Genomic DNA, 15,028 nt, shown 5'->3' with positions numbered 1-15,028 from the left:
TCATGCGTATTTATGTAAATGAAATTAAAATTAATGATAATCAAATACAATGTTATACTGACCAACCAACTGATGGATTAAAGCCGGCTGAACATATGATTGTTGATAGCGATAATCTTGCGTTTGTATATATGCTAGACAGTGGGGAACAATATGATTATTTATTATTTGTCGAAGAAACATGGTCAATGATTCACGAGAATTTTGATAAAGAGGTCATCGTGAACGATCATTTAATATTAACTTCATTTAAAGAAGAAATGGAATTTTTACTAGACAACATCGCAGATAATCACAACTATGGTAAAGCATTTGTCGCTTCTGTAGAAGAAGCATTTGAATTAAACAAAGCGGAGTGATGGTTATGAATCAATGGGACGAATTTTTGGCACCATATAAACAAGCAATTGACGAGTTGAAGATTAAATTGAAGGGGTTACGTAAACAATACGAATCTTTAGATAGACCTTCGCCAATAGAATTTGTTACAGGTCGCGTAAAGCCAATTTCAAGTATTATTGATAAAGCAAATCAGCGTAACATACCTTTCGATAGATTAAAGGAAGAAATGTATGATATTGCAGGTTTAAGAATGATGTGTCAATTTGTTGATGATATAGATGTTGTTGTGGAATTACTAAGACAACGTCAAGATTTTGAAGTGGTAGAAGAACGAAACTATATTCAATACACTAAAGAAAGTGGATATCGTTCATACCACGTCATCATAAGCTATCCTATTGAAACATTACATGGTAAGACAACTGTTTTGGCTGAAATACAAATTAGAACGTTAGCAATGAATTTTTGGGCAACAATTGAACATACTTTAAGATATAAGTATGACGGTGCTTATCCTCCAGAAATAAGGAATAGGCTTGAAAGAGCAGCAGAAGCAGCATTTTTATTAGATGAGGAAATGTCTGAAATTCGTGAAGAAATTCAAGAAGCTCAAAAATATTATTCTAGACAGAAAAGCAATAAACATAATCATGATTGAGGGGTGAATGCTGTGAAATATAATATTTTGTCAAAAGGTGACTCTAAGTCTAATGCGTTAATGTACAAAATGAAAAACCATATGACTGATTTTAATATGGTTCAAGATGAAGAATCTCCTGATATTGTAATTTCGGTAGGTGGAGATGGTACATTATTGCAAGCATTTCACCAGTATAGTCACATGCTAGGGGATGTAAGTTTTGTCGGCGTACATACAGGACATTTAGGTTTCTACGCTGACTGGCTACCGCATGAAGTTGAAAAACTTATTATTGAAATTAATAACTCTACATATCAAGTAATAGAGTATCCATTGTTAGAAGTAATTGTTCGTTATAAAAAGGGTGGATATGAAACAAGATATCTTGCTTTGAACGAAGCGACAATCAAAACAGATGATGGTGCGACATTAGTTGTGGATTTAGTATTGAGAGGAGAACAATTTGAGCGCTTTAGAGGTGATGGTTTATGCGTATCTACACCGTCTGGCTCAACTGCTTATAACAAAGCATTAGGTGGTGCTTTAATACATCCATCTTTAGAAGCGATGCAAATTGCAGAAATCGCATCTATAAACAACCGAGTGTTTAGAACGGTTGGCTCACCACTAGTATTACCTAAACATCACGTTTGTCACATACATCCAGTTAATCAAGATACATTACAAGTTACGATTGATCATGTTAACGTTAAACATAAAAATATTGAGTCTATACAATATAGAGTTGCAAATGAAAAAGTGAGATTTGCTAGATTCAGACCTTTCCCATTTTGGAAAAGAGTGCATGATTCATTTATCTCAAATGAGGATTAACATATGAAAACTTTACAATATAATGCAACATCGACTATGTTGTTAAAGACATTTTTATATGACAAAGGCATATCTAAAAAGAGTTTAAGCGCCATTAAGAAAAATGGTGCTTTATTTGTTAATGGGGAACATGCAACTGTAAGAAAAGTATTAGAACAAGGGGATAAAGTAGAAGTATGTTTACCGAATGAAACGCCAAGCATTAATTTAGAGCCTTGTGATATTACATTAAATATATTATATGAAGACGAATGGTTAATTATAGTGTCTAAACCAGCTATCATTAATACAGCACCTTCGAGAGAACACCCGCACAATAGTTTAGTTGAAGCGGTGCTATACCATATGAATAAAAATGAAGAACAAACAATACCACATATCGTTACACGTTTAGATAGAGGGACAAGTGGTATAGTTATATTTACGAAACATCAACTATTGCACCATATGATGTCACAAACGGTTATTAATAAATTTTATTTAGCAATTGTTCATGGTTTAGTGCAACGAAAAAGTGACGATATCATTGCACCTATAGCGAGAGCGAGACATTCTATTATAGAAAGAGAAGTTTCTGACTCGGGAAAATTTGCGCATACATATTACGAATTATTGAACCAAAAAGATACGCGCTCATTATTAAAATTACAATTATTTACCGGAAGAACACATCAAATCCGTGTTCACCTTTCACACATTGGCCATACTATTGTAGGAGATAGTTTGTATGGTTCTAATGAAACAGCATACTCTCACCAACTATTACAATGTCATGTTGTGGAATTTGAACACCCAATTACGAAAAGAAAAATTTATATTGAAGATGATGTCCATTATCACTTATAATACGTAGATGTGCTATAATGAATTGAATTTTTTAAGAGGAGGTGGCAAGATTGGCAAACGAAAATAATGAGCAATATGTCGAAGATGAAGCATTTGATAAAGAACAGTTAGATGCTTTATTAGAGAACAATGATATTGATCAATTTCGAGAAGAATTTTTACGCTTACATACTTATGATCAAGGTGAATACTTTGAAATATGTGATGACACCTTTAAGCAAAAAATATATCAATTTCTTTCACCTAATGAAGTTGCGGATTTCTTTGAAACCACTGAATTAGATGACGAAGAATATGAAGAAATATTTCAAAATATGAATGCCAATTACGCGAGTGAAATGTTAAGTGATATGTCTTACGATAACGCAGTAGATATTCTAAACGTGTTATCTAGGAATAAAGTTGCCACTTTGCTCACGCTTATGAACCGGGAAGACGCACGTGAAATTAAAGCGTTACTTCATTACGAAGAAGATACTGCCGGCGGTATCATGACAACAGAATACATTTCAGTTTATTCTACAATGTCTGTAAAGGAAGCTATGTTTTATGTAAAAGAACAAGCGCCTCAAGCAGAAACAATTTACGTTATTTTTGTTGTAGATGAGAATAAAAAACTAGCTGGTGTCATTTCACTACGTGATTTAATCGTCGCAGAAAACGACGCATATATCGAAGAAATTATGAGTGAACGTGTAATTAGTTCTAATGTAGCAGATGACCAAGAAGACGTAGCTCAAACGATGCGAGATTACGATTTAATTGCATTACCTGTTATTGATTATCAAGATCATTTATTAGGTATTATAACAATCGATGATATTTTAGATGTTATGGATGAAGAAGCAAGTGAAGACTACTCTAAATTGGCCGGTGTGTCTGATATAGACTCTACTAACGATACTGTGTTTCAAACAGCAATGAAACGTTTACCTTGGTTATTAATTTTAACAGTATTAGGTATGATTACAGCATCAATACTAGGCCAATTCGAAGAAACCTTATCTCAAGTAGCTTTATTAGCAGCTTTCATCCCAATAATTAGTGGTATGAGTGGTAACTCAGGAACGCAATCTTTAGCCGTTTCAGTACGTAATATATCCACAGGGGAAATTGATGAGCAAAGCAAATTCAAGCTCGCTTTACGTGAATCAGGCTCCGGTTTATTAACTGGTTTCTGCTGTGCACTTAGTTTATTTCTAATTATTATTTTATTATACAGAGAGCCAGTTTTGGCGTTGATTGTTTCCATCAGTCTTACAATTGCAATGACAGTTGGTACATTAATGGGAGCAATCATACCTATGTTTATGAATAAAATGAATATAGATCCTGCAGTAGCAAGCGGCCCGTTTATAACGACAATTAATGACATTATTAGTATGTTAATATATTTTGGTTTAGCAACTGCATTTATGTCATATTTAATATAAGGAGAAAAATATGGAACATTCTAGTTTTACTTCGCTAGTAATAGTGGTAGTAGCAGCATTTTTAACCCCTATACTAGTCAATAGACTTAAAATATCTTTCTTACCTGTAGTCGTAGCCGAAATTATAATGGGGATTATAATTGGTGATTCTTTATTTGGTCTAGTTAAAGAGGATGCTTGGTTATCCATTTTATCTACACTTGGATTTATCTTTTTGATGTTTTTAAGTGGTTTAGAAATTGATTTCAATGCATTTAAGTCAAAGAAACATTCAGAAGATGAAGAAGCGAATAAAATTCCAAGCAATTTATCTTTAATGACTATCGTCTTTTCAATGATTATGATTTTATCTATATTTTTAGCATTTGTATTTAAATGGACAGGTTTAATCGATGATGTTTTACTTATGGTTATTATCATTTCAACAATAAGTCTAGGCGTAGTTGTTCCAACGCTTAAAGAAATGAATATTATGCATACGAGCATAGGTCAGTTTATTTTACTAGTTGCAGTTGTAGCAGATTTAGTAACGATGATTCTATTGACTGTTTACGGTACGATAAACGCAAAAGGTGATTCACCGCTATGGTTAATAACGATTTTAATCGCATTTGGAATTGTATTTTACATAATTGGTGGCTATTTCATTAAATCACCGTTCTTAAAAAAGTTAACTTCAGGAACAACACAAATAGGGATAAGAGCAGTATTTGCACTTATTATACTATTGGTTGCTTTAGCTGAAGGCGTAGGGGCTGAAAATATACTTGGTGCCTTCTTAGCAGGTGTTATTGTTTCATTGCTTGGTCCAGATCAAGATATGATAGAGAAATTAGATTCATTTGGATATGGGTTTTTCATACCAATATTCTTTATCATGGTCGGTGTAAATTTAAACATACCTTCTTTAATAAAAGAACCAGGCTTGTTGCTTATCATACCTTTATTGTTTATTGCTTTCTTAATTTCAAAATTAATACCAGTAAGTATTATTGGAAAATGGTATGATATGAAAACAACAATTTCATCAGCATTTTTATTAACATCAACACTTTCTCTTGTAATTGCAGCTGCTAAAATTGCTGAACAATTAGGCACTATTTCACCTGAAATCTCAGGTATACTTGTGTTAAGTGCAGTTATAACATGTGTGTTTGTACCAATAGTATTCAAGAAGTTATTCCCAATACCAGAAGAAACTAAAGTAATTGTTAAAGTAAGTTTCATTGGTAAAAACCAACTATCTATACCAGTTGCTCAAAGTATTCATTCACACATATATCAAACGACTATGTTCTTTAGAAAAGACTTAGCTGATCATCGTAATTTAGATGAAAGTATTAAAACACATGAGTTAGATGATTATGTTGAAGAAGAACTAATAGAGCTTGGGTTATTTAAATCAGATATCATTGTTTGTTCTGCAAATGATGATGCTATTAATAAAAAAGTAGCTTTAATGGCTCATAAACATGGTGTTAAACGTATTATTTGTAAGCAAGAAAACATTTCAGAAGATGATGAATTACACGATAAGAACATTGAATTCTTTAGTAGTTTCTTAAGTAATAAGATATTACTTAAAGGTTTAATTGAATCTCCAAACGTACTGAACTTATTAAGTAACGTAGAAACATCACTATATGAAATCGAAATGAAAAATCACAGTTACCACAATGTGTTATTACGTTCATTTCCTTTTGCAGGCGATATCATTTTCGTACGAATTATTAGAGGAAAAGATTCAATCGTACCGCATGGTGATACAGAATTACAATATGGAGATAAACTGATTGTTACAGGTTCGAAAGAATATGTATCAGAACTAAAACAAGATATGGAATTCATTTGATTTAAAGTGAAAATGAGGAGTGAAACTTGCTTCTCATTTTTGCTTTTTTCTAAATGAAAATAAAGGTATTATGCTTGTCAGGTGGTATGACCAGTGGTATCATTACCAGTGAATGTAAAGAATAATATACATATTAAAGGAGTTAAATGAATGTTTAATTTAGAAGGAAAAACATATGTCATTATGGGTATTGCTAATAAGAGAAGTATTGGTTTCGGCGTAGCAAAAGTATTAGATGAACTTGGCGCTAAATTAGTATTTACTTACAGAAAAGAACGTAGTAAAAATCAACTTGAAAAATTATTCGACGAACTAAAAAACCAAGATGAAGCATATTTATATGAATGCGATGTTCAACAAGACGATCACGTTGTAAATGCTTTTAAAGAAATAGGCGATAAGTTCGGTAAAATAGATGGCGTTTATCATTCAATTGCTTTCGCTAATATGGAAGATTTACGTGGTAGATTTAGTGATACAACAAGAGAAGGATTCTTACTTGCACAAGACATCAGTTCTTATTCTTTAACAATTGTTTCAAGAGAAGCTAAAAAACTTATGCCTGAAGGTGGCAGTATCGTTGCTACTACATACTTAGGCGGGGAATTCGCAGTTCCTAACTATAATGTTATGGGCGTAGCTAAAGCAAGTTTAGAAGCAAATGTTAAATATTTAGCAAGTGATTTAGGCGCAGATAATATCCGTGTTAACGCAATTTCTGCAGGACCTATCCGTACTTTAAGTGCTAAAGGTGTAGGTGGATTTAACTCTATCCTTAAAGAAATTGAAGAACGTGCGCCATTACAACGCAATGTAGACACAGAAGAAGTAGGTAAAACAGCTGCTTACTTGCTAAGTGATTACTCTAGCGGGGTAACTGGTGAAAATATTCATGTTGATTCAGGTTATCATATCGTAAAATAATTATTAGTTTGGGAAGTAAACTAGTCTCATAAATAGTGCTCACAATTCGTTGTTGTTTAACCTTCGAATTGTGAGTTTTTATTTATATGAAATGATATTTAAAATGGGAGAGAGATTTCGTAGTCCCACCCCGGTAAGGATGACTAGGATTGAAAAAAAGCTTGATATAAGTGCATTTTCAATTTAATTAGCTACTGCCACTATAACAAAGAGGTCTGATACATTGTTATGTCTCAGACTTAAATGCAAAAATACAGGCCGATAAAATAAATTATCGAACCGCAAACGCAAAATACAGGTCGATAAATAAAAATTATCGAACCGCAAATGCAAAAATACAGGCCGATAAAATAAATTATCGAACCGAAACGCAAAATACAGGTCGATAAATAAAAATTATCGAACCGCAAATGCAAAATACAGATCGATAAATAAAAATTATCGAACCGCAAAATGAATATAGCTTGAAAGAAGAGTAGCGTACACTAAAAAAGCCGAAACACGGCGTTCGTGTTTCGGCTTTTTAAATAGTTATTATTTTAAATCATTATCTACTATTGGATCATCTTCTACCGTTCTCGATGCTGTTGAACTTATTGATTGTCTATGTGTGTATACATTTCTAACAATTGTCTTAATAACAGCATAAGTTGGTACAGCAATTAAAATAGCTACGAATCCTCCTAAATTACCAGCTGCTAATATAACAGTAATAATTGTTAGGGGATGAATGCTTAAAGTCTTACCCATAATATTTGGTGTAATAACATTACCTTCTAATTGCTGACAAATTAACGTAATAATACTTACCCATATAAACATCACTGGGTCTTGAATTATTGAAATAATGGCTGCTGGTATGAAAGCTAACCATGGTCCCAGGAATGGTATCATATTAGTTACTAATGCGAGCAAGGCAAGTAATAGAGCGTAGTCTAAGCCTACAAATGTATAACCGATATAAAGTAACACACCTAAGATTAAACTGACTGTTACTTGGCCTTGTATATAAGCTTGTAGCGTTTGGTTAATGTCTTTACATAAATTAACTACAAACCACTTTGTACGTCCTCTAAATGGTTTAGCGATAAACGGGATAAATCTTTCATGATCTTTCAACATATATATTAAGAAGAAAGGTACTAAAATTAATAAGAAAAGTGTTGATACTAATGAAGATATATATCCAAATAAGTTTGAAAGCATATCTGTCACAATACCACTAATACTTTCTATAGAGTCATTAATTTTTTGAGAAATGTTATCTGGTAGTCTATCTCTTTGTTGTAAAGCATAATCTACTGCATTTTGTACTTCACGCTGGATGTAAGGCATGTTTCTAATTAAATTGTTAATTTGATCTGTTACTAGAGGTGCAACTATAGAAATGAACAACATAATAACGAATACTAATGCAATCATTAAAATAGTGATGCTACCCCATCTAGGTATTTTTCTTTTTTCTAACATTTTTTGGAATGGTAAACAAATATAGAATAAGAAACCACCTAATAATAAAGGTAATAAAATCGATTGAACAATAACAATGATTGGATAAAAAATCTGATTAATTTCCATAAATACTTTTATGATTAGAAATGTTAGGAGAATGGCGATTCCTGAACGGAACCAAGCTTTATTTAACAAGAGCGTACCTCCTTTAATCTAGTTTTGTATACCATTATATTATAAGCGAAAAATGAAAATTGACAATGATAATTGGAAATACTTTTAAATCTATATTCGTAAATTAATCTATACTAATTTTAAGTTGTACGGATTAGAATAAATATTAATCTTTCATGAATATAAAGTTAATAGTATTTTAAACTATATTAATATAAAAAAAGATTAAATCAACAAAGAAAACGCTTACAAATAATATAATTATTAAGTGAAAAAATATATTGATTGTGTTTTTATACATGGTATAATCATAACAAGATAATTTCCAAATTTTCAGAATTTAGAAATTATCTTACAGGCTTACAACAAAGGGGAGATTATTATGGAATCTATTGTTAGCTTTGCCAATGATATAGTGTGGAGTAAAGCACTTGTATATGGTTTATTACTTACAGGAATTTTATTCTCATTTATGATGCGATTTTTTCAAATTAGACATTTTAAAGAAATGATAAGATTAATGTTTCAAGGGGAAAAATCACCTACAGGTATTTCTTCTTTCCAAGCGATAGCAGTTTCATTAGCTGGTCGTGTTGGTACTGGTAATATTGTGGGTGTTGCGACAGCGATTTTCATCGGTGGTCCTGGTGCAGTATTTTGGATGTGGGCAACCGCGTTCTTAGGTGCTAGTTCAGCTTTCATCGAATCAACGCTCGGTCAAATTTATAAAAGAGAAATTAAAGGTCAATACCGTGGGGGCCCTGCTTACTATATAGAAACTGGTATAAAGGGTAAAGCAGGAAAAATTTACGCAGTTATTTTTGCACTTGTTACAATACTTTCAGTAGGATTGTTACTACCTGGTGTTCAATCAAATGCGATTGCCTCTTCAATGAAAAACGCATTCGGTTTGAATGCGTGGATTATAGCTATTGTTTTAGCAATATTACTAGCGTTAATTATTTTTGGTGGTATTAAATCAATTGCAAATGTAGCAACGGCAGTTGTTCCGTTTATGGCTATTATTTACATAGGTTTTGCAATATTAATTATTATTCTTAATATAGATGCAGTTCCTTCGTTAATTGCGCTTATATTTAAATCAGCCTTTGGAGCTGAAGCAGCATTTGGTGGTATATTTGGTGCCATGATTGAGATAGGTGTAAAGCGTGGACTGTACTCAAATGAAGCAGGTCAAGGTACTGGGCCTCATGCCGCTGCTGCAGCAGAAGTTTCACATCCAGCAAAACAAGGATTAGTACAAGCGTTCTCTGTATATATTGATACATTATTAGTGTGTACAGCAACAGCATTAATGATTTTAATGACTGGTACATTTAATACTACAGATGGTGCTACAAATAAAGATGGATCGCCACATTTAATTCATGATAATGGAATTTATGTAGAAAGTGCTGATGGTAGTAAAGATGTGAGTGGTACAGCAATGTATGCACAAGCAGGTATAGATAAAGCATTCTCAGGAGATGACTACACATTTAGTCCAGGCTATTCTGGAATAGGTTCATATTTCATCGCATTAGCGTTATTCTTCTTTGCTTTCACAACTATACTCGCATATTACTATATTGCAGAAACCAACGTCAGCTTTATAGTCCCCTCCGACAAGCAGAAAATATGGATAAATCTTGTGCGGGTAGTGCTCATAGCTGCCACAATTTATGGTTGTGTTAAAACGGCGGATGTAGCATGGATGATGGGTGACTTAGGTGTTGGTATGATGGCGTGGTTAAATATTATTGCAATATGGATACTACACAAACCAGCATTACGAGCACTTAAAGATTTCGAAAGGCAAAAGAAAGAAAAAGGTTCAGGAAAATATGCAATATATAGACCCGATCCAAATGAAGTTCCAGATGCAAAATTCTGGCATGAAGATTATCCAAAACGTTTAAAAGAATTTGATATTAAAGAATAATTTATAAATATCAAACGCTTTCAAATATGCGCTCTCTACTGTACAATGTATTTATATGTATAGTTGGGAGCGTTTTTTATGGATAAAAAAGTAGGTCTAGTTGATCAAATTAATTTAGAAAGTAAATTTTTAGAAAGGGAAGTGACAGTCTCAATCTATTTACCCAAAGATTATACAGATTTGTATAAACATCATGTGATTATTACTTTTGATGGTCGTGATTTCTTCCAATTCGGCCAAATACATTGAACGTATGAAAAGCTAAGATCTGCGAATCAAATAGATAAAGCAATCATAGTAGGTGTTCACTATGAAAGTGTCGAAGAAAGAAGAAAAGAATTTCATCCAGATGGTTCGCATAGAAAAGAAATGTCAAAATTTGTTGTGAAAGAGCTTTGTCCTTATATTGATAAAACATTTTCTACGTTGAAAGTGGGAAATGCTAGAATACTATTAGGCGATAGTTTAGCAGCAAGCATTGCTTTATTAACAGGTCTAGAATACCCACATCATTTTAGTCAACTAGGTTTATTTAGTCCAATGATTAACAATACCGTTACAGAAAAATTTAAAGCGTGCTCATCATTAGGGTTGTTAAACATTAAACATTATATTGGAAAAGAAGAAAATCATTTTAAACTGATTAGTGGCAATTATGCTGATTTTCTTACACCAAATAGAGCTTTTAGTGAACTTTTACAAAAATATAACATAACTTACGAATATAGAGAATTAGAGGGTGGGCACACATGGAAAACATGGAAACCACACTTAGAAGACATGTTAAGTTACTTTTTAAGTCATCAAAAACAGAAAAGTTTGATATAATAAAATAGAAGACAAACAAAGGAGGAAGTATCATTATGAAATTAGGCATCGTACTTATTCCATCAAAACCATTCCAAGAAGCAGTGAATGCTTATCGTAAAAGATACGATAAACACTATGCGTTAATTAGTCCGCATATTACTATTAAAGAAAAGTTTGACATTGAAGACAATGAACTAGACAAAGTTAAAGATAGACTTGCGGAAACTGCTAAACAACATCAACCAGTAAACATTCAAGTATCAAAGGCGTCTAGTTTTACGCCAACTAAAAACGTAATATACTTTAAAGTAACAAAAACAGATGAATTAGAAGCATTGTATAATGAATTTAATAATAGTGAATTCTATGGTGAAAGCACACATCCATTTGTCCCACATTTTACAATTGCACAAGGTCTTTCTAGCCAAGAGTTTGAAGACATCTTTGGGCAAGTTAAAATGGCTGGTATCAATCATTCAGAAACGATTGATACTATTAAATTAATGAAACAAAATGATGATGAAACTTGGTCTGAAGAAGCATCTTATACATTAGGATAAAATTAAACAATATAAGACATAATTATATTATTTAAACAGATTATTCTAGAACTTAATTGTTCAATAAAAAAACAGAGGATATTCCACTTAAAATGGATATCCTCTGTTTTTTTATATAGTATTTGATCTTTTCTTTCTTCGGACATTTAAAAAGTATATACCATAAAATAAAGCTAAGAATAAGAAAATTAAACTTGAAGCATAAATTGTATAGTATACGTCAGCAAATATTTCTGAAATAACGCCACCTAGTATAGGTCCAATCATCGTACCAAAACCTTGTACGCTGTTGAATACACCCCATGTTTCTTCTTGTACTTTTGTATCTATATGACTAGCCATAAATGTATTCCATGCTGGCAACAATAGACCGTAAATCGTACCGATTAATAGGGCGATTGTTATAACAATAAATAGCTGTGTTAATAAAGTTAATCCAAAAATAAATGAACTGTAAGCTAAGAAGCCTATAAAAATAATAATATGAGTAAATACTTTAGCGTATTTATCCATCAGTTTTGAAAAGAATAGCATCGAAATTGTACAACCAATACCACCAACTATCAAAATAATCGTATATTCTAAGGTTGTTACACCCATATGTTTAGTTGCGTATGTTGGTAATATTGGAACAAGCATTCCTATTGAAGCACCTTGTAAAAATATACCTGGGAATAATAATAAATGTCTCTTTGTAACATCTACAATTTCTGTTAATTGTTTTTTTACAGATTTACTTTCATAATCAGTCAATTGTACTTTAACAAAGTAGAACAATACCCAAGCGACTAATACACATAATGCCATCATAAATGAAAATTTAGTTGGATGTAATTTGAATAATAAATTCATAAATATCATACCTGAAAGCATACCGACTAACCAACTAAAGTAAACATAACCCATTTGTTTACCACGTGATGATTCTTCTACGCTTGAAAGCATAATCACCCATATAGGACTGACTGCAATTCCGAGTAAAATAGCACTCAGAATATAAATAACAGGTGATGGGAAGAAAATAATTAATGCTAAACTTGTAAATGCTAATAAAAAACCACTAGTTAAGATTACAGTTGGACCGAATCTTTTTAATAGAAAACCAATTACGAAATTTGTTAACGCGTCACTTATAAAATGTAAAGAAATTGCTGTAGAAGTAATACCAACAGTTACTTTCGCTGTAGTCGTTGGTAGAAATGGTAAATAACTTAATATATACATACCTCTAGCAAATTCCATCATAAATAAAATGACGAGCATTATCCAAAAATCTTTTTTATAGAATGATTTACCTGATGAAGTATTTGGCATACATAGGGACCTTTCCATAAATTTCATTGTAAGTAAGTGAATCGCTTAGTAATGAAAGTAAATCCTTACAAATTGTTTCAGTTGGTTTTTCTAAATAGTTTTCTTCTAGTAGTTGTGTCATTTCTTTAAGTTCTTCAGGTTGATTTACAAGTGAAATAACTAGTTTAGTAGCTTCTTCAGGTGTGTTAGCAACTTTCCCATATCCTTTTTCACTAAAGTATTCAGCATTCTCTAGTTCTTGTCCTGGAGCAGGGTTAAGAAAAATTAATGGTAAGTGTCTAGCAAACGCTTCAGATATTGTTATACCACCAGGCTTCGTAATCATCAGTTGGCTAGAAGCCATCCACTCATTCATATGTTTTGTATAACCTAATATAAGTACGTTTTTATTACCTTTAAAGTATTGAGCTAAATCAGAGCGTAAAGATTTATTGTTTCCACAAATCATGACTACTTGAGAGTCTTTAGCATGCGCATCAATTTTTTCAATCATAGATGAAAAACCTGTAGAAACTCCAAATGCTCCAGCGGACATTAATATAACGCTTTTATTTGGATCTAAATTTTGTTTCATTAACCAATCATGACGATTGATAGGTTCTTCAAACTGTTTTGAAATAGGTATTCCTGTAACTCTAATCGATTCTGAGTCGATACCTATTGAATTAAACTCTTCTTTCAAATCTTTAGTCGCTACATAATAGCGATTTGAGTGTGGTGTAACCCAGTTTTTATGCAAACGATAATCAGTCATAACTGTAGCAATAGGTATGTTCAAATTAAATTGTTCAGTCAAAACAGATACTACTGGCGTAGGGAAAGTCAGTAATATTAAATCAGGTTTCTCTTTAATTAGTAAATTTAACAATTTATTTAATCCATAATATTTATAAAAACACTTATCTATTTGTTCAGGACGACTATAGTAGAAAAATTTATACATATTTCTAAAATATTTGAAGCTATTAATGTACCATTGTTTCGCAATAGAAGTCATAATAGGATGTGCTTCAAGAAATAAATCATGTTGAATGACAGTTAAATGATCAAGATTCATTTCACCAAATTGTTTCACAATACTATTCGTTACTTGTAAATGACCGTTACCAAAAGAACCGGTAATAATCAATAATTTTTTGTTTTGAGAAACCATTAGCCACACTCCGTATTTGTATTTATTATCTATGATAGTTTAACGTATTTTCCTTAATTTGTGAAAAGATATTGCATTTATTACATAATCTATACAGTTTCTTATGATTATCTCAACATTTTTATCAATAATTGTTTAGTTAATATGATATTTTCATTTAATTTTGATTTTGAGTAATCTTGAGAAAGTAATACAGGTAACATCACATTAATCGTTTGACTAGCCATCATTCGAAAGGCTAAATCAGCGGGTATATCTTTATCAATTTGATTGTTGTCTTTTAAATTTTGAATATATTGAGAAATAGTGGGTCCGATTGATTGCTTAACAACATTAGTCATTATATTACGAAAATCTGTATTATACATTATTTCTCCAAAAATTATTTTTATTATATTTTTATTATTATCAATGAATTTTATTCTATTATCTACAAATGTGTCAATAAATGCATCTAAATTATCACATTTTGATAATTCTGAACTGAATTCTTTTAACACTTCAGGAGCAACTACCGATTTATATAAAGGTAATAATCCTGCATATAATAATTCATTTTTTGTTTTGAAATGTTTATATACAGTGCCTTCAGAAACTTTTGCCATTCTCGCAATGTCTTTTGTCGAGGTATTATAAAATCCACGTTCACTAAATAATACCGTTGCGCTATTTAATACTGCTTTTTGTTTTTCACTTATTTGTGATTGCTTTTTTAGTTGTTCGTTCATAATTTCTTTAATAGAGCGATTCAT

Annotated in this window: 13 protein-coding genes and 1 pseudogene; 10 read left to right on the top strand and 4 right to left on the bottom strand. The window is 31.7% G+C overall.

Going from position 1 to position 15,028, the window contains the following annotated elements; genetic code table 11:
• The first annotated feature begins 2 nt into the window (after nucleotides 1-2).
• The 7 genes from ACNMOQ_RS10130 (at nucleotide 3) to fabI (ending at nucleotide 6,871) form a co-directional block, all read left to right on the top strand.
• Nucleotides 3-359, top strand: a complete 357-nt coding sequence (locus ACNMOQ_RS10130) for a UPF0738 family protein (protein ID WP_016999373.1) — start codon at nucleotides 3-5, stop codon at nucleotides 357-359.
• A 5-nt stretch (nucleotides 360-364) separates the two neighbouring features.
• Nucleotides 365-1,000 carry a GTP diphosphokinase gene (gene yjbM / locus ACNMOQ_RS10125; protein WP_016999372.1) on the top strand — a complete coding sequence of 212 codons (636 nt, stop codon included), beginning with the start codon at nucleotides 365-367 and terminating at the stop codon, nucleotides 998-1,000.
• 12 nt (nucleotides 1,001-1,012) lie between these two features.
• On the top strand, nucleotides 1,013-1,816 hold the full coding sequence (locus ACNMOQ_RS10120; RefSeq protein WP_016999371.1) for an NAD kinase: 804 nt from the start codon (nucleotides 1,013-1,015) through the stop codon (nucleotides 1,814-1,816).
• 3 nt (nucleotides 1,817-1,819) lie between these two features.
• Nucleotides 1,820-2,662, top strand: a complete 843-nt coding sequence (locus ACNMOQ_RS10115; RefSeq protein ID WP_239706378.1) for an RluA family pseudouridine synthase — start codon at nucleotides 1,820-1,822, stop codon at nucleotides 2,660-2,662.
• A 50-nt stretch (nucleotides 2,663-2,712) separates the two neighbouring features.
• Nucleotides 2,713-4,095, top strand: coding sequence for a magnesium transporter (gene mgtE / locus ACNMOQ_RS10110; protein ID WP_016999369.1), 1,383 nt, complete (start codon nucleotides 2,713-2,715; stop codon nucleotides 4,093-4,095).
• Between the two features lie 10 nt (nucleotides 4,096-4,105).
• Nucleotides 4,106-5,947: a cation:proton antiporter domain-containing protein gene (locus ACNMOQ_RS10105; RefSeq protein WP_064204861.1), complete on the top strand. Its 1,842-nt coding sequence runs from the start codon at nucleotides 4,106-4,108 to the stop codon at nucleotides 5,945-5,947.
• A gap of 150 nt (nucleotides 5,948-6,097) precedes the next feature.
• A complete protein-coding gene (gene fabI, locus ACNMOQ_RS10100; RefSeq protein WP_016999367.1) occupies nucleotides 6,098-6,871 on the top strand; it encodes an enoyl-ACP reductase FabI in 774 nt (257 codons plus the stop codon).
• Between the two features lie 534 nt (nucleotides 6,872-7,405).
• Here fabI and ACNMOQ_RS10095 read toward each other — a convergent pair.
• Nucleotides 7,406-8,518 (bottom strand): AI-2E family transporter, encoded by a 1,113-nt coding sequence (locus ACNMOQ_RS10095; protein ID WP_017000866.1) that lies wholly within the window; start codon nucleotides 8,516-8,518, stop codon nucleotides 7,406-7,408.
• Between the two features lie 361 nt (nucleotides 8,519-8,879).
• Between ACNMOQ_RS10095 and ACNMOQ_RS10090 the strand changes: the two genes are divergently transcribed.
• The 3 genes and pseudogenes from ACNMOQ_RS10090 (at nucleotide 8,880) to ACNMOQ_RS10080 (ending at nucleotide 11,809) form a co-directional block, all read left to right on the top strand.
• Nucleotides 8,880-10,439, top strand: coding sequence for an alanine/glycine:cation symporter family protein (locus ACNMOQ_RS10090; RefSeq protein ID WP_017000865.1), 1,560 nt, complete (start codon nucleotides 8,880-8,882; stop codon nucleotides 10,437-10,439).
• 78 nt (nucleotides 10,440-10,517) lie between these two features.
• Nucleotides 10,518-11,267 (top strand): annotated as a pseudogene (locus ACNMOQ_RS10085) (alpha/beta hydrolase).
• A 35-nt stretch (nucleotides 11,268-11,302) separates the two neighbouring features.
• Nucleotides 11,303-11,809, top strand: coding sequence for a 2'-5' RNA ligase family protein (locus tag ACNMOQ_RS10080; protein WP_017000863.1), 507 nt, complete (start codon nucleotides 11,303-11,305; stop codon nucleotides 11,807-11,809).
• Nucleotides 11,810-11,920: 111 nt separating this feature from the next.
• Here the strand turns inward: ACNMOQ_RS10080 and ltaA are convergent, their stop codons facing one another.
• The 3 genes from ltaA to ACNMOQ_RS10065 form a co-directional block, all read right to left on the bottom strand.
• Nucleotides 11,921-13,123 carry a lipoteichoic acid biosynthesis MFS flippase LtaA gene (gene ltaA / locus ACNMOQ_RS10075; RefSeq protein ID WP_064204863.1) on the bottom strand — a complete coding sequence of 401 codons (1,203 nt, stop codon included), beginning with the start codon at nucleotides 13,121-13,123 and terminating at the stop codon, nucleotides 11,921-11,923.
• A complete protein-coding gene (locus ACNMOQ_RS10070) occupies nucleotides 13,101-14,276 on the bottom strand; it encodes a diglucosyl diacylglycerol synthase (RefSeq protein WP_017000861.1) in 1,176 nt (391 codons plus the stop codon). The genes ltaA and ACNMOQ_RS10070 overlap by 23 nt, the downstream gene beginning before the upstream one ends.
• Before the next feature lie 107 nt (nucleotides 14,277-14,383).
• Nucleotides 14,384-15,028, bottom strand: a complete 645-nt coding sequence (locus tag ACNMOQ_RS10065; RefSeq protein WP_416349800.1) for a TetR/AcrR family transcriptional regulator — start codon at nucleotides 15,026-15,028, stop codon at nucleotides 14,384-14,386.

The organism is Mammaliicoccus lentus, assembly GCF_947036595.1.
GTDB lineage: Bacteria > Bacillota > Bacilli > Staphylococcales > Staphylococcaceae > Mammaliicoccus > Mammaliicoccus lentus.
This window is presented reverse-complemented; position numbering and strand designations above follow the sequence as displayed.